Source organism: Streptomyces sp. NPDC023723 (assembly GCF_040639815.1).
GTDB lineage: Bacteria > Actinomycetota > Actinomycetes > Streptomycetales > Streptomycetaceae > Streptomyces.
This window is the reverse complement of record NZ_JBFAAP010000013.1, coordinates 1-15,492: the sequence shown is the minus strand read 5'-3', so window position 1 is coordinate 15,492 and position 15,492 is coordinate 1. Positions and strand designations below refer to the sequence as shown.

Sequence of the window (15,492 nt, the reverse complement as noted above, 5' to 3'; positions counted from 1 at the left end):
GCACCGCCCCCGACCGCCGGCCGGACACCGTGCGCCGCCCGGCCGCCGGTCGCCGCTCGTGGACCTTGACCGGAATCGTCCCGTCGACGCGCCGCGGTGCCTTTCGGTTACCGGAATGTGAAATCTCGCCATGTTCCCGGGGATCGGGCCAAACCGGGGCCCTCTACCACTGGACGCCACGGCGAGCCCGGAGTTTCCTGGCATACGGGGGGAGCGCGAGCGCAACTCACGGGGGCCTGTATGCGAAGCGATTCGGCACAGCGGCAACTCTCGGCGATTGGGGCGCTTACCTATGACACCTACGCTCGTGCGGCAGAACCTGCCTCACGCGGGTCCGAAACCCCGCGTGGACCTGCGTGCACGCGCGCGTGACTGGTCCGAGATCCAGGAGCGGATGCTCGTACCGCTCTACGAGGCCGTCCACGAGCGGCTGGCGGTGGGGTCCGGCACCCGGCTGCTCGGCCTGGGCTGCGGCTCCGGACTGGCCCTGCTGATGGCCGCCTCCCGGGGTGCGGCGGTCACCGGTGTGGACGCCGGCCGGGCCGAGCGGCTGGCCCTCGCGCGCGACCGGCTGCTGCCGCGGGCGTGGGCGGCGCCGGCCCCCGGCGGCGCCCACCTGGTCGACGGCTCGCCCCGGGACGTGCGGCACGCGCGCGTACCGGCGTTCGGCCTGGTGACGGCGTTCGAACCCATCGGCTGCCTCGCGGGCGACGCGGAGGACCTGGTCGGACTGCTCGCGGAGGCGGCCCCGCTCGCCGAGCGCGGGGCGTCCGTGGTGCTGGCCGGCTGGGGGCCGCCGGAGCGCTGCGCCACCTCGTCCGTGCTGCGGGTCGCCACCAAGCTCGCGGAGCCGCTGCGCAGTCCGGGCGGCTGGCGGCCCGCCCGCCGGGACGACCTGGAGGAGGTCGCCCAGCGGGCCGGCCTGGTCCCGGACGGCTCGGGCCGGGTGGCCTGCCCCTTCGGGTACGCCGACGCCGACAGCGCGCTGCGCGGCCTGCTGTCGACCGGCCTGTTCGACGCGGCGATCGGCGCGACCGACCAGGCGCAGGTGGACAAGGAGGTCAAGGAGGCGCTCCATCCGCACCAGCGGGCGGACGGCACGGTGTGGATGCCGAACGTCTTCAGGTACCTGATCGCCCGCGTCCCCTGAGCGTCAGCTCTCCTTGTCCCGGACCGGACGGGTGATCCCGGCGATCCGGTAGGCGTCCGGCTCGTCCAGCGTCTCGCTCGCCAGCAGCGCCTCGGCCAGCGCGTCGAGCTGCCCGCGGTGGTCGCGCAGCTTGCGGCAGGCCTCCTGGTAGCAGGCGTCGGCGACCCGCCGCATCTCGCCGTCGATGGCGTCCAGGGTCCCCGGGGCGGCCGCCAGTCCGTACGCCTGCTGGGCATCGTCCGGCAGCGCGGACAGGCGGCCCACCTGCTCGCTCATGCCCCAGCGGCCGACCATGCCGCGCGCGATCCGGGTGACCTGCTCCAGGTCGCTCTCCGAGCCGGTGGTGATGACGCCGTAGACGACGTGTTCGGCGGCCATGCCGCCGAGTGCGCCGATGATCCGGCCGCGCAGGTACTCCTCGGTGTACGCGTACTTGTCCGAGTCCGGCGTCGACAGCGTGACGCCGAGCGCCCGGCCGCGCGGCACGATGGTGATCTTGCGGACCGGGTCGGCGCCGGGCTGGAGCATGCCAAGCAGCGCGTGCCCGCTCTCGTGGTAGGCGGTGCGCCGCCGCTCCTCCTCGGGCATCACCAGCGGCCGTTCCGCGCCGAGCTGCACCTTCTCCAGGGCGTCGGACAGGTCGGTGCGCGTCACCCGGTCCTGCTGCCGCTTGACGGCGAGCAGGGCGGCCTCGTTGGCCAGGTTGGCGAGTTCGGCGCCGGTCATGCCCGGGGTGGTGCGGGCCACCTGCTCCAGGTCCACGTCGGCGGCGAGCGGGATCTCGCGGGTGTGGATGCGCAGGATGGCCGCCCGGCCGGCGCGGTCGGGCGGCGCGACGGTGACCACCCGGTCGAAGCGGCCGGGGCGGGTCAGGGCCGGGTCGAGGATGTCGGCGCGGTTGGTGGCGGCGACGACGATCACGCCCTCGGCGCCGGAGAAGCCGTCCATCTCGGTGAGGATCTGGTTCAGCGTCTGCTCGCGCTCGTCGTGGCCGCCCATGCCGGAGCCGCCGGCCCGGGCCCGGCCGATGGTGTCGATCTCGTCGATGAAGATGATCGACGGCGCCACCTTGCGCGCCTCGGCGAACAGCTCCCGCACCCGGGAGGCGCCCACCCCGACGATCATCTCGATGAACTCGGAGGCCGAGGCCGAGAAGAACGGCACCCCCGCCTCCCCCGCGACCGCCCGCGCCAGCAGCGTCTTGCCGGTGCCGGGCGGCCCGGACAGCAGTACGCCCCGGGGCATCTTGGCGCCCATCCTGCGGTAGGCGTCCGGGTTCTTCAGGAAGTCGACGACATCGCTCAGCTCGCCCTCCACCTCGTCGATGCCGGCCACGTCCGCGAAGGTGGTGCGCTCCTGGCCGGGCTCCAGCTCGACCGGCCTGGGCGGCGCCTTGCGGCCCAGCATGCCGCCCGCGCCGCCGCCCAGCGCCCCGCGCATCCGCCGCGCGACGAACACCCACAGCACGACGATGATCAGCATCGGCGCCAGCGAGATCAGCAGGTTGGCGAGGGTACTGCGGTGCTGGACGACCGGTTCGGCGGTCACCGTGACGTTGTTCTTGGTCAGCTCCGCCCACAACTGGTCGTCCGCGAACGTCGGCCGTTCGGTCTGGAACTTGGTGTACGTCCCGTCGCCCTCGGGGTTGTCCCGCTTCTTCCGCAGCTGCCCCTGGATCGCGTCGCCCTTGGCGTAGATCTTGCTGACGTTGCCCTCGTCGACCTGCTTGCTGAACTCCGTGTAGGAGATGGCCGGCTCGTCGCCGCCGTCGAAGAACGACAGCACCAGGTTGGCGATGAGATAGACGACCAGCGCGGTCAGCACCAGGCTCCACCAGCCCCCGCGCGGCCGCCGGCCGCCGCCGGACCGCTTCGGCGGCTCGTCGGGCGTGCCCTCGGTACGCCAGGGCGGCTCGGCGGCCTTGCGCGGCGGGGAGGGATTGGTCATACCCGGACGTTACGACAGGAAAGCCGCGTACGCCCGTGCGTGTACGTCACCGGGGGCACCCCCCGATGACGTACGTACGGCGGACCGTCAGCCCATGAACTTCTTGAACTCGTCCGGCAGCTCGAAGTCCTTGCCGCCCTGCTGCGGCAGGTTGAACGCGCCGCCGTTCTCCGCGGCGGCGGCGCGGCGGGCCGCCTCCTCCTGCTCCTGCTGCTTGCGCTTCATCGGGTTGCCGGAGCGCTGCTTGCCCTTGGCCTTCTTCTGCTGCTTCTTCTGCCGGCCCGGACCGCCGCCCATGCCCGGCATCCCCGGCATGCCGGGCATCCCGCCGCCCTGGGCCATCCGGGACATCATCTTGCGGGCTTCGAAGAACCGCTCGACCAGGTTCTTCACCGCGCTGACGTCGACCCCGGAGCCCTTGGCGATCCGGGCCCGGCGCGAGCCGTTGATGATCGTCGGCTCCTGGCGCTCGGCCGGGGTCATCGACTTGATGATGGCGGCCGTGCGGTCCACGTCCCGCTCGTCCAGGTTGTTGATCTGGTCCTTGATCTGCCCCATGCCGGGCAGCATGCCGAGCAGCTTGGAGATGCTGCCCATCTTCCTGACCTGCTCCATCTGGGCCAGGAAGTCGTCCAGGGTGAAGTCCTGGCCCTTCTTGGACGCCAGCTTGGAGGCCATCTTCTCGGCCTCTTCCTGACTGAACGTCTTCTCCGCCTGCTCGATCAGGGTGAGCAGGTCACCCATGTCGAGGATGCGGGAGGCCATCCGGTCCGGGTGGAAGGCGTCGAAGTCGTCCAGCTTCTCGCCGTTGGAGGCGAACATGATCGGCTTGCCGGTCACCGAGGCGATCGACAGGGCGGCGCCGCCGCGGGCGTCGCCGTCCAGCTTGGAGAGGACCACGCCGTCGAAGCCGACGCCGTCGCGGAACGCCTCGGCGGTGTTGACGGCGTCCTGGCCGATCATCGCGTCGACGACGAAGAGGATCTCGTCGGGACGGACGGCGTCCCTGATGTCCGCGGCCTGCCGCATCAGCTCGGCGTCGATGCCGAGGCGGCCGGCGGTGTCGACGATGACGATGTCGTGCACCTTGGCCTTGGCGAACTCGATGGAGTCCTTTGCGACCTTGACCGGGTCACCGACGCCGTTGCCCGGCTCGGGGGCGTAGACCGCGACGGCGGCCCGCTCGGCGACGACGCTGAGCTGGTTGACGGCGTTGGGGCGCTGGAGGTCGGCGGCGACCAGCAGCGGCGAGTGGCCCTGCCCCTTCAGCCAGTGGCCGAGCTTGCCCGCGAGGGTGGTCTTGCCGGCGCCCTGGAGACCGGCCAGCATGATCACGGTGGGCGGGTTCTTGGCGAACCGGAGGCGGCGGGTCTCGCCGCCGAGGATCGTGACCAGTTCCTCGTTGACGATCTTGATGATCTGCTGGGCCGGGTTGAGGGCCTTGGAGACCTCGGCACCGAGGGCGCGTTCCTTGACGTTCTTGATGAACGCGCGGACGACGGGGAGGGCGACGTCGGCTTCGAGGAGCGCGATGCGGATCTCGCGTGCCGTGGCGTCGATGTCCGCCTCGCTGAGGCGCCCCTTGCCGCGGAGGTTTTTGAAAGTCGCGCTGAGGCGGTCGGAGAGGGTATCGAACACGGTGGCGTCGGTCCTCGGGGTCGGAGTCGTTGTGGGCTGCTCTCCAGAGTATCCGGCCCCGGGAGCAATTCGTCCCCGCCCGCTGGGTACAGCGGACGGGGACGAGAACCCCGCACCAGCGGGGACAACGCCTTGCGGACCTCGGCGCCGAGCGAACGCTCCGGATCATCGCCGCACCGGCGGGGTCGCCCGGTTGAACGCGCGGGACGCCGCGGGTCACCCGCGCAGCAGTTCCTCCAGCTTCCGTGCCACCGACACCGCCTCCCCCTCCGGCAGCGGAGCGCCCGTCGCTCCGGTGACGTAGAAGGCGTCGACGGCGTTCGATCCCAGGGTCGACGCGTGGGCGCTGCGGACCCGTACGCCCGCCTCCTCCAGGGCCCGGCCGATGCGGAACAGCAGCCCGGGGGCGTCCTGGGCGCGGACCTCGATGACCGTCGCGGAGCGGGAGGCGGCCGGGGCGACCGTCACCCGGGGCGGGGGCGCGATCACGCCCCGGCGGCGCGGGTAGGCGGCGTCGCGCTCGGCGAGCCGGGCGGCGATGTCCAGGGAGCCGTCCAGCGCCCGGACCAGGTCGGCGCGGAGCCGGGCGGCCTGCGGCAGCGAGCCGTACTCGGCGGCGACCCGCCAGTCCAGCAGCAGCGCGGAGCCGTCCACGCCGTCCGGCAGCGGCAGGGAGCGCAGCTCGGCGGTGCGCACGGTCAGCCGGTGCATGGCCAGGATGCCGGCCACGGCGGGCAGCACGCCGGTCTGGTCGGGGACGGCGATCAGCAGTTCCACGCCGAGCGGTTCGTGCGCGCCCGTCTGTTCGTCCTCCGCCTCGGCCGGTGCCTCGGTCTGCGCCCGCAGCGACAGCACCGGGCCGCCGGTGCGGAACGCCTCCAGGGCGAGCCGCTCCTGCTCGGCGGTGGGCGCGGCGGCCTCCGGGTCCTCCATCAGGTCTCCGGAGAGCACCGCCGCGACCCGCCCGACCAGGTCGGCGACGAGCGAGCCGCGCCAGGCGGACCAGGCGGCCGGGCCGGTGGCCAGGGCGTCCGCCTCGGTGAGGGCGTGCAGCAGTTCCAGGGTGCTCTGGCTGCCGACCGCCTCGGCGACCGCGCGCACGGTGGCCGGGTCGTCCAGGTCGCGCCGGGTGGCGGTCTCCACCAGCAGCAGGTGGTGGCGGACCAGGGTGGCGAGGACGGCGGCGTCGGCGTGGTCGAAGCCGATGCGGACGGCCACGTCCTTGGTGATGATCTCGCCGGCCACCGAGTGGTCGCCGGGCCAGCCCTTGCCGATGTCGTGCAGCAGGGCGGCGACCAGGAGCAGGTCGGGGCGGTGCACCCGGCGGGTGAACGAGGCGGCGCGCACCGCCGTCTCGATGAGGTGCCGGTCGACGGTCCACACGTGCACGGCGTTGCGCTGCGGGCGGCAGCGCACCCGCTCCCAGTCGGGCAGCAGCCGGGTGATCAGCCCCTCGGCCTCCAGCGCTTCCCAGACCTCGACGGTGGGCCGGCCGGAGCCGAGCAGGGTGACGAGCTGCTCGCGGGCCTCGGCGGGCCAGGGCGAGGGCAGCGGGCGCACGGTGGCGGCGAGGCGGCGCACGGCGTGCAGGGAGAGCGGGAGACCGGCCTGCGCGGCGGCGGCCGCGGCGCGCAGCGGGAGTACGGGGTCGCGTTCGGGGCGGGCGGCGCGGGCGAGCCCCACCTCGCCGTCCTGCTCGACGACGCCCTCGGCGAGCGGGGAGCGCTCGGGGGCGGGTTTGCCGCCGCCCAGCATGGCGCGCAGCCGGGGTCGTACCGACCGCGCGCGCAGCACGCGCCCCACCTCGCGCCAGGTGACGTCGCTGGCGTAGGAGACGAGGCGGGCGGACTCGTACACCTGCCGGAGCAGGGTGTCGGCGTCGAGGAGGCCGAGTTCGGCGGCGACCTGGTCCTGTTCCTGGAGGGCGAGCCGGTCGGTGGCGCGGCCGGTCACCAGGTGCAGGGCGTCGCGGACGTCGAGGAGCCGGCGGCGGGCCTCGGCCAGGCCCTCGCGGGGGGCGTCGGCGAGCCAGGAGGCGGCGACGGCGCGCAGCGCGGTGGCGTCGCGCAGTCCGCCGCGGGCCTCCTTGAGGTCGGGTTCCAGGAGGTACTGGAGCTCGCCCTGGCGTTCGGCGCGCTCGGCGCACAGTTCCTGGAGTTCGGGCAGGCGCTTGGGGGCCTGGTTGCGCCAGTCGGCGAGGATCGTCGTGCGCAGGGCGGCGGTCAGGCCGAGGTCGCCGGCGAGGTGCCGGGCGTCCAGCAGGCCGAGGTGGACCTTGAGGTCCTCGCCGGCCGTTTTGCGGGCCTCGGCGGGCGTGCGGACCGAGTGGTCGAGGGCGAGGCCGAGGTCCCAGACCGGGTACCAGAGGCGGTCGGCGAGGGCGGCGACCGCCTTGTCGTCGCCGCCGTCGTGCAGCAGGAGCAGGTCGAGGTCGCTGCGCGGGGACAGTTCGCCGCGGCCGTAGCCGCCGACGGCGACCAGCGCCACGCCCCGCAGGCCCAGTCCCTCGGCGCCGGAGTCGAAGAGGCCGGTGAGCCAGTCGTCCGTCAGTTCGGAGAGGGCGGAACGGCGCGGCGGCCCGGACCGCGCCCCCTCGGTGAGGAGGCGCAGCCGGGCCGCCGCGTAGCCGCTGGGTCCCGAGTCCTCTGCTTCTTTCGTCACGTCCGTACTCGTCACCCAGCGACTCCTGTTCGTCTGTCGTGTCAGAGGCGACCGGGTCAGAGCGCGTCCGGGCCGCGCTCGCCGGTGCGCACCCGCACGGCCGTCTCGACGGGGACCGCCCAGACCTTGCCGTCACCGATCTTGCCGGTCCGGGCCGCCTTGACGACGACCTCGATGAGCTGTTCGGCGTCGTCGTCCTCGACCAGCACCTCGATGCGGATCTTGGGCACCAGGTCGACGGTGTACTCGGCGCCCCGGTAGACCTCGGTGTGGCCGCGCTGCCGGCCGTAGCCGCTGGCCTCGGTGACGGTCAGGCCCTGCACTCCGAAGGTCTGGAGGGCTTCCTTGATCTCGTCGAGCCGGTGCGGCTTGACGACGGCGGTGATGAGCTTCATGCGTCCACCTTCTTGCTCTCGGCGCCGGCGACGGGGGCGGGGGCGGCGGCCGTGCGGGCGGCACCGCCGCCGGCGCCGCTGAAGTCGTATGCGGTCTCGGCGTGCTCGGCCTGGTCGATGCCGGCCACCTCGGCGTCCTCGGAGACCCGCATGCCGATGGTCTTGTCGAGCAGGAAGGCGAGGACCGCGGAGACCACCAGGGAGTAGGCGAGGACGCCGAAGACACCGGCGCACTGCTTCCAGAACTGGTCGAGGCCGCCGCCGTAGAAGAGGCCCGCGACGTCGGACTGGCCCTTGCCGGTGGCGAAGAAGCCGATCAGCAGGGAGCCGAGGACACCGCCGACGAGGTGGACGCCGACGACGTCGAGGGAGTCGTCGTAGCCGAACTTGTACTTGAGGCCGACCGCCATGGCGCAGACCACACCGGCGATCAGGCCGATGGCGATGGCGCCGAGCGGGGAGATCGCCCCGCCGGACGGGGTGATGGCGACCAGGCCGGAGACCGCGCCGGAGGCGGCGCCGAGGGTGGTGAAGGCGCCGTGCCGGATCTTCTCGTAGGCGAGCCAGCCGAGGATCGCGGCGGCGGTGGCGACCTGGGTGTTGACGAACATCAGCGCGCCGACGCCGTCGTCGTTGCCGAGCCAGGAGCCGGCGTTGAACCCGAACCAGCCGAACCACAGCAGACCGGCGCCGAGCATGACCAGCGGCAGGCTGTGCGGGCGCATCGGGTCCTTCTTGAAGCCGACCCGCTTGCCGATGACGAGGATCACGCCGAGCGCCGCGGCGCCGGCGTTGATGTGCACGGCGGTACCGCCGGCGAAGTCGATCACGCCCAGTTCGAAGGCCCAGCCGCCCGCGCCCCAGACCCAGTGGGCGACCGGGAAGTACACGACCGTGACCCACAGGGCGATGAACAGCGCCCACGCCGAGAACTTCACCCGGTCCGCGAGGGCGCCGCTGATCAGGGCCGGGGTGATGATCGCGAACATCAGCTGGAAGACCATGAAGACGAAGACCGGGATCGTGTACCCGTCCCACAGCTCGGTCAGGCCGATGTTGCTCAGGCCCACCCAGTCGGAGTTCCAGCCGACGACCGAGCCGGAGTCCGTGCCGAACGCCATGGAGAACCCGTACAGCACCCACAGGACGGTGACGATCCCGAGGCTGATGAAGCTCATCATCAGCATGTTCAGGGTGCTCTTGACCCGGACCATGCCTCCGTAGAAGAAGGCCAGACCCGGCGTCATGAGCATCACCAGGGCGGAACAGATGAGCATGAACCCTGTGTTGGCGGCAGACAGCGTCGGCGTGTCTGCGGCAAGGGTGATGGCTGGTGCCATCGGCGTCTCCTCGTCGTTGGTACGGCCCCGTGCGGGCGGAAGCCTGAGCGGAATGAGGGGTGGGCCGGTTATGCGCCATGAGACTGGCGCAGCGCGGTTTCGTTGGGCGCCCCTCGTTGTTTCGCGGCCGTGACGAAGAGGTCGTGCGTGTTACGCGTCGGTGAACTGCCTGATCTCCGCGCGGGCGATCGTTATCGTGGCGCAACCTGTACAGGCCGACCGCGACCGGTCCTCCGGTGACCTGGCGTGGGGGGAGCCGAGTCGGGCAGTTCGGGAGGGCCGGCCGCGGCCGGGGTTCTGGGGGATTCCTGGGTCTCAGACCGCCTCGGCGGTCTCCGGGAGTTCGGCGGCGAGCAGTTCGGTGAGGTCGACGACCTCGGCCAGTTCGCCGAAATCGCGTACGGCCGTGTCGACGGTTTTGCGGATGCGGGTGTTGACGCGTTCGGAGCGGACCTTCTTGGCGGTGCGGATGGCTTCGGTGGCCAGGGCGGTGCTCTGCTCGGGCGCGCGCCGCAGCAGGTGCACGGTGGCCAGGCCGATCAGGTTGAGTGCGTACGACCGCTGGTGTTCGTCGTCCTCGGCGAACAGTTCGACGGCCCGGCTCATCAGCGGCTCGGCCAGCGAGGCGTAGGCGGGGCTGCGGCCGGCCACGTAGGCGAGGTCGCGGAAGGAGTGGCTGTTCTCGCCGTGCAGTTCGGCCTCGGAGAAGAAGCGGATCCAGTCGGGGTCCGGTTCGTCCCACTCGGTGGCCTCGGCGAAGATGTCCTCGGCCATCCGCACCGCCCGTTTGGTCCGGCCGGGCTGCCCCATGTTGGCGTAGGCGCGGGCCTCCATCGCATACAGCATGGACTGGGTGCGCGGGCTCGCGCAGTCCCGGCTGCCGTACTGCGCGAGATGGATCAGTTCCAGCGCGTCGTCGGGCCGCCCGAGGTGGATCATCTGGCGGCTCATGCTGGACAGCACATAGGAGCCGAGCGGCCGGTCACCGGCCTCCTTGGCGGCGTGCAGGGCGAGCACGAAGTACTTCTGCGCGGTGGGCTGGAGCCCGACGTCGTACGACATCCAGCCGGCCAGCTCGGCCAGCTCGGCGGCGACCTTGAACAGCCTGGCGCGGGTGGCCCCGGGCTGGGGTTCCTGGAGCAGGTCGGTCACCTCGTGCAGCTGGCCGACGACCGCCTTGCGGCGCAGGCCGCCGCCGCACTGGGCGTCCCAGCGCCGGAACATCACGGTGGTGGACTCCAGCAGGTCCAGCTCGGGCCTGGACAGCCGCCCGCGCGCGCGCCCGGCGGGCATCGGCTCGGGCTCCGGCGCGGGCGGGGGCGTGGGCGTGGGCACCAGCCAGCGCTGCATGGGTTCGATGAGGGACGGGCCCGCGGACAGCGCCAGCGAGGTCCCGAGGAAGCCGCGCCGCGCCAGCATCAGGTCGCTGCGCGAGAACTCGCTGAGCAGGGCCACCGTCTGCGGGCCGGTCCAGGGCAGGTCGACACCGGTCGCGGAGGGGGCCGGGCGGCCGGCCCGCAGGCCCAGGTCCTCGACGGAGACGACGAGGCCGAAGCGCTCGGAGAACAGCTCCGAGAGGATCTTCGGGATCGGCTCGCGCGGGTTCTCGCCGTCCAGCCAGCGGCGGACCCGGGAGGTGTCGGTGGAGATGTGGTTGGCGCCCAGCCGGCGGGCCCGGCGGTTGACCTGGCGGGCCAGCTCGCCCTTGGACCAGCCGCTGCGCACGAACCAGGAGGTGAGCAGCTCGTTGGGGCGCTTGTCGGCGGGGCCGGGGGGTCCGACGTGTCCAGCGCTCGTTCCGCCACCACCGTTGCCGCTCACTGGAACGCCCCCATCCCTCAAGACCGCTTGCCGCCGAGTGCGCCAAGCCCTATCAGAATGCCGGTGTTCGGACCGTCCGTCCCACGCTTGTCACTCTTCGAACGGAAACCCGAGTTGCCTCCGGCATACCCACACGCGCAGTTGCCCGCCAGCTTCATGCACACAAAGTAATCCTACGATCACGCGTGCGGCCATGGCGATTCCAGAAGCGCCACCATTCGCCACCCCTTCGGATGAACACAGGGCGTCACGCTCGCGATTCACTTGACATAAGCCACTTGAGAGTGGGTGTGACGGAGCACGACAGGGGCGTGCGTCGCCGGGCACACCACCCCGGGTGCTTCCAGGCGCCGTCTGAAACGCTCGGCACTGGGGAGGTGGAAACACAGAGTCACCACGCGCGCCCGCATCGTAACCACCGGTGCGCCGAACCCGTTGGAGGGGGCATGGGCTTCACGATCGGCAGCAGTCTCGGCAGCAGTCGGGGGATCCGCGACCTCCGGTCCGCAGCGCGGCGCCGCGGCCGCTGGTCGGAGTGCACGGCGGTGGCCGAGTTCACCGGGCTGTGCGGATGGGACGTGGTGCCGGGGGCGCGGGCCGCCGCGGGTGCCTGCTCCTGCGGACGCGGCGACTGCCCGGCCCCGGGGGCGCACCCGCTGGACTTCGCGCCGGAGGTGCCCGCCGGGTCGACGCTGGGCGAGGTGAGCGAGGCGTGGGCGCGGTTCCCGGGCGCCGCGGTGCTGCTGCCGGTCGGCCGGACCTTCGACGTGATCGAGGTAGCCGAGCCCGTGGGCTGCCGGGCGCTGGCCCGGCTGGAGCGCATGGGGCTGCCGGTCGGCCCGGTCACCGCCACCCCGCAGGGCCGCGCCCACTTCTTCGTCGCCCCTGGCGCCGCCGCCGAACTGCCCCGGCTGCTCTACCGGATGGGCTGGGACGCGCCGTCCGCCCTGGACCTGCGCGGCCTTGGCCGGGGTGCGTACATCACCGCCCCGCCCTCCGACCGCGGCGGCCGGGGCCCGGTGCGCTGGCTGCGCCCGCCGGCCCTGGACTCGGCGGTCCACCCGCCCCAGGCCCGCTTGCTGCTGGGCACGCTGGCGTACGTGGCGCACCGGTCGCGGGCGTAGACCCGCAGCCCGCCCGCAGCCCGCAGCGCGCAGCGCGCAGCGCGCAGCAGGGTCCCGTACGCCGGAAGCGCCCGTCCCCGAGGGGGTCGGGCGCTTCCGCGCGGATGGAGAGGAACCGTTCAGTCACCGATAACCGTTCAGTCACCGATGAGCGCGTCCACGAACGCCCCGGGCTCGAACGGCGCCAGGTCGTCGGCGCCCTCGCCCAGACCGATCAGCTTGACCGGTACGCCCAGCTCACGCTGGACGGCGACGACGATGCCGCCCTTGGCGGTGCCGTCCAGCTTGGTGAGGACGATGCCGGTGATGTCCACGACCTCGGCGAAGACCCGGGCCTGGATGAGGCCGTTCTGTCCGGTGGTGGCGTCGAGCACGAGCAGCACCTCGTCCAGCGGGGCGTGCTTCTCCACCACCCGCTTGACCTTGCCCAGCTCATCCATGAGGCCGGTCTTGGTGTGCAGCCGGCCGGCGGTGTCGATGAGGACGACGTCGGAGCCGGTCTCCTTGCCCTCCTTGACCGCGTCGAAGGCGACCGAGGCCGGGTCGCCGCCCTCGGGGCCGCGCACGGTGTGCGCGCCGACCCGCTCGCCCCAGGTCTGGAGCTGGTCGGCGGCGGCGGCCCGGAAGGTGTCGGCGGCGCCGAGCACCACGCTGCGGCCGTCGGCCACCAGGACCCGGGCCAGCTTGCCGGTGGTGGTGGTCTTGCCGGTGCCGTTGACGCCGACGACCATGACGATGCCGGGCTTGCCGGCGGGCGGCTCGGTCTTGACCGCGCGGTCCATCTCGGGGCCGACCAGCGTGATCAGCTCTTCGCGCAGCAGGCCCCGCAGTTCCTCGGGGGTGCGGGTGCCCAGCACCCGGACCCGCTCGCGCAGCCGCTCGACCAGTTCCTGGGTGGGCTGCACGCCGACGTCGGCGGTGAGGAGGGTGTCCTCGATCTCCTCCCAGGTGTCCTCGTCGAGGTGCTCCCGGGAGAGCAGCGTGAGCAGGCCCTTGCCGAGCGCGCTCTGCGAACGGGAGAGGCGGGAGCGGAGCCGGACCAGCCGGCCGGCGGTGGGCTCGGGCACCTCCAGCTGAGGTACTTCGAGCTCTTCGACGACGGGCGGCTCGGCGACGGTGGCGCCGCCGCCGTCCGGGAGGTCGACCTCCTCTATCGTCCGGCGCGTTTCGTCGCGCGGTGTCTCGGCCTCGTCGCCGACGTGCGGTTCGGCCGGAGGGGCGGTGATGTCGGGGGCGGCGGGCGGCGGCTTCGGCAGCTGCTTCTGGCGGCGGCTGCCGACGACCAGCCCGCCGATCGCGCCGATCACGACCACGGCGATGACTACAGCAAGGATGACGATGTCCATAACGGCTCCAGTATCAGTCATGGGGCCCGCCGGTCACGGTCCCGCGGCACACCTGTCTTGGCGCTTCCTCCAAGAGACAAAGGCCGCCGGCGGGGCGAGATGGGAGCAAAGTACGATGACCGGGCCGCAGTGACGCGGGTAGATCCCCGACCGCCGCCCCCCTCCCCCACGAGGCGCGGGCCCCTTGAGGCACGGACCCCCACATGAGCGAAACCGCCGTCGCGACCGCCGGCGCCCTGGAGACCCGCGGCATCGAGCAGGTGCCCGATCACGAGCGCACCGCCCGCGTCCGCGGGCTGCTCCCGACCTGGGTCGGTGCCAACATCAGCGTGCTGCTGCTCACCATGGGCGCGAGCCTCGTCGTGACGTACCGGCTCGGCTTCTGGCAGGCGCTGATCGTCGCGGCCTGCGCGCCGGTGGTGTCGTACGGCCTGGTGGGGCTGATCGGCATCGCGGGCAAGCGGGGCGGGGCGCCGGGGATGGCGCTGTCCCGGGCGGTGTTCGGGCAGCGCGGCAATCTGCTGCCCGGTGCGCTGATCTGGGTGGCGCGCTGGGGATGGGAGACGATCAACGCGGTGACCGGCGCGTACGCGCTGCTGTCGGTGCTGGACATCCTGTTCGGGGTGCGGGCCAACCCGCTGCTGGACCTGGTGACGCTGCTGGCCTTCGTGGTCGCGACGTTCGCCATCTCGGGGCTGGGCATCAACGCGGTGCAGCGGTGCAACAAGTACGCGGCCTGTCTCTTCGGCGCCTTCTCGGTGCTGGTGCTCGGCCATCTGGTCGCCGACACCGACTGGTCGGCGGTGTTCGGCCGGTCCGGCGGGCCCGCGGCCGCGGTGATCACCGGGACCGGTCTGATCGCGGCGGGCGGCGTGAGCTGGATTCCGACGGCCCCGGACTTCACCCGCTACCTGCCGCGCACCGCGTCGGCGAAGGGGATCGTGGGCGTGACGGTGGGCGGTGCGGCCCTCGTCGTGCTGCCGATGGTGCTGATGGGCGCGGTCATGGCGGTCGCCACGCCGGACCTGGCCGCGGCGGCCGACCCGGTCGCCTTCCTCGGGGAGATCCTGCCGACCTGGATCGCGGTGCCGTATCTGCTGATCGCGCTGGTCGGCATGTTGCTGATCAACGCGATGTCGATGTATTCGGCGGGGTTCACCGCGCAGACCCTCGGCTTCCGGGTGCCGCGGCACTGGGCGGTCTCGGTGAACGCGGTGATCTCGCTGGTCCTCGGCGGGGTGCTGATGCTGGCGGCGACCAGTTTCCTGGGTTCGTTCACCGCGTTCCTGTCGCTGCTGGCGGTGGCCTTCTCGGCCTGGGTGGGCGTCTTCGGCGCGGACATGCTGCGCCGCCGGGAGTACGACGGCGCGGCCCTCGCCGACACCGGGCGCACCAGCGCGTACTGGTACCGGGGCGGCTTCTCCCCGGCCGCGGTGACCGCCTGGGCCGCGGGTCTGGCGGCGGGCCTGCTGTTCACCACGTCGAACTGGTTCACCGGCCCGCTGGCCGGCAACAACGTGGTCGGTGAGTACGGCCTCGGCTGGGTGGCGACGATCGTGCTCTCCGGCCTGCTGTACGCGGTACTGCCGAAGCCGGCGGTGACCGTCCCGGCGGAGCGGGGCGAGGACCCCGAGCCACTGGCCGTCTGATCCGCCGGGCGGCGCCGGTCGCGGGGCGGTGTCCACGGGTCCCGGCCGCGTCGACCGGCCGGGACAGGAACGACGTACCGCCCCGGTGCGCGCGTCTTCGTGCGACGCGGCGGACCGGGGCGGTACGTCTGTGGGGGGTGTCGAGGAGCGGGCAGCGGGGACTTGGCCCGGCTCCTCGAGTTCAGGGGCCTCGGTACGAGGCTCAGCCCATCTCCTCCAGTGCCTTGCCCTTGGTCTCCTTGACGAACTTCAGGACGAACGGGATGGAGAGCGCGGCGAAGACCGTGTAGATCACGTAGGTGCCGGAGAGGTTCCAGTCGGCCAGTGACGGGAAGCTCGCGGTGATGGCCCAGTTGGCGATCCACTGGGCGCAGGCGGCGACGCCCAGGGCAGCGGCGCGCAGCCGGTTGGGGAACATCTC

At 72.6% G+C, this 15,492-nt stretch carries 11 protein-coding genes; 3 read left to right on the top strand and 8 right to left on the bottom strand.

Features of this window, described 5'->3' with window-relative positions; genetic code table 11:
• The first annotated feature begins 292 nt into the window (after window positions 1-292).
• On the top strand, window positions 293-1,150 hold the full coding sequence (locus AB0G32_RS16700) for an SAM-dependent methyltransferase (protein WP_361163192.1): 858 nt from the start codon (window positions 293-295) through the stop codon (window positions 1,148-1,150).
• 3 nt (window positions 1,151-1,153) lie between these two features.
• On the opposite strand, the gene ftsH is transcribed toward AB0G32_RS16700, so the two are convergent.
• The 6 genes from ftsH to AB0G32_RS16670 form a co-directional block, all read right to left on the bottom strand.
• Window positions 1,154-3,097: an ATP-dependent zinc metalloprotease FtsH gene (gene ftsH / locus AB0G32_RS16695; RefSeq protein WP_361163190.1), complete on the bottom strand. Its 1,944-nt coding sequence runs from the start codon at window positions 3,095-3,097 to the stop codon at window positions 1,154-1,156.
• Between the two features lie 87 nt (window positions 3,098-3,184).
• A complete protein-coding gene (gene ffh, locus AB0G32_RS16690; protein ID WP_361163188.1) occupies window positions 3,185-4,735 on the bottom strand; it encodes a signal recognition particle protein in 1,551 nt (516 codons plus the stop codon).
• 216 nt (window positions 4,736-4,951) lie between these two features.
• Window positions 4,952-7,411: a [protein-PII] uridylyltransferase gene (locus AB0G32_RS16685; protein WP_361163186.1), complete on the bottom strand. Its 2,460-nt coding sequence runs from the start codon at window positions 7,409-7,411 to the stop codon at window positions 4,952-4,954.
• Window positions 7,412-7,452: 41 nt separating this feature from the next.
• Complete coding sequence (locus tag AB0G32_RS16680; RefSeq protein WP_320781195.1) at window positions 7,453-7,791, bottom strand: P-II family nitrogen regulator; 339 nt, start codon at window positions 7,789-7,791, stop codon at window positions 7,453-7,455.
• On the bottom strand, window positions 7,788-9,131 hold the full coding sequence (locus tag AB0G32_RS16675; RefSeq protein WP_361163184.1) for an ammonium transporter: 1,344 nt from the start codon (window positions 9,129-9,131) through the stop codon (window positions 7,788-7,790). Before AB0G32_RS16675 ends, AB0G32_RS16680 begins: the two co-directional genes overlap by 4 nt.
• Before the next feature lie 315 nt (window positions 9,132-9,446).
• The gene (locus tag AB0G32_RS16670; RefSeq protein ID WP_361163182.1) at window positions 9,447-10,952 is read right to left on the bottom strand and encodes a hypothetical protein; all 1,506 of its coding nucleotides are present in this window, start codon (window positions 10,950-10,952) and stop codon (window positions 9,447-9,449) included.
• A 446-nt stretch (window positions 10,953-11,398) separates the two neighbouring features.
• On the opposite strand from AB0G32_RS16670, the gene AB0G32_RS16665 reads away from it, so the two are divergent.
• The gene (locus tag AB0G32_RS16665) at window positions 11,399-12,076 is read left to right on the top strand and encodes a bifunctional DNA primase/polymerase (RefSeq protein ID WP_361163180.1); all 678 of its coding nucleotides are present in this window, start codon (window positions 11,399-11,401) and stop codon (window positions 12,074-12,076) included.
• A 137-nt stretch (window positions 12,077-12,213) separates the two neighbouring features.
• Here the strand turns inward: AB0G32_RS16665 and ftsY are convergent, their stop codons facing one another.
• A complete protein-coding gene (gene ftsY / locus AB0G32_RS16660) occupies window positions 12,214-13,422 on the bottom strand; it encodes a signal recognition particle-docking protein FtsY (RefSeq protein ID WP_361163178.1) in 1,209 nt (402 codons plus the stop codon).
• 203 nt (window positions 13,423-13,625) lie between these two features.
• On the opposite strand from ftsY, the gene AB0G32_RS16655 reads away from it, so the two are divergent.
• Window positions 13,626-15,071: a cytosine permease gene (locus AB0G32_RS16655; RefSeq protein WP_361163176.1), complete on the top strand. Its 1,446-nt coding sequence runs from the start codon at window positions 13,626-13,628 to the stop codon at window positions 15,069-15,071.
• A gap of 202 nt (window positions 15,072-15,273) precedes the next feature.
• On the opposite strand, the gene AB0G32_RS16650 is transcribed toward AB0G32_RS16655, so the two are convergent.
• On the bottom strand, window positions 15,274-15,492 hold a 219-nt coding region (locus AB0G32_RS16650; RefSeq protein WP_361163174.1), incomplete at its 5' end, for an MFS transporter.

What these genes read in the sequence shown, in the direction of transcription:
- AB0G32_RS16680 (WP_320781195.1), bottom strand. Translation starts at nt 7,791, where the DNA reads ATGAAGCTCATCACCGCCGTCGTCAAGCCGCACCGGCTCGACGAGATC.
- ftsH (WP_361163190.1), bottom strand. Translation starts at nt 3,097, where the DNA reads ATGACCAATCCCTCCCCGCCGCGCAAGGCCGCCGAGCCGCCCTGGCGT.
- AB0G32_RS16700 (WP_361163192.1), top strand. Translation starts at nt 293, where the DNA reads ATGACACCTACGCTCGTGCGGCAGAACCTGCCTCACGCGGGTCCGAAA.
- AB0G32_RS16665 (WP_361163180.1), top strand. Translation starts at nt 11,399, where the DNA reads ATGGGCTTCACGATCGGCAGCAGTCTCGGCAGCAGTCGGGGGATCCGC.
- ftsY (WP_361163178.1), bottom strand. Translation starts at nt 13,422, where the DNA reads ATGGACATCGTCATCCTTGCTGTAGTCATCGCCGTGGTCGTGATCGGC.
- AB0G32_RS16675 (WP_361163184.1), bottom strand. Translation starts at nt 9,131, where the DNA reads ATGGCACCAGCCATCACCCTTGCCGCAGACACGCCGACGCTGTCTGCC.
- AB0G32_RS16655 (WP_361163176.1), top strand. Translation starts at nt 13,626, where the DNA reads ATGAGCGAAACCGCCGTCGCGACCGCCGGCGCCCTGGAGACCCGCGGC.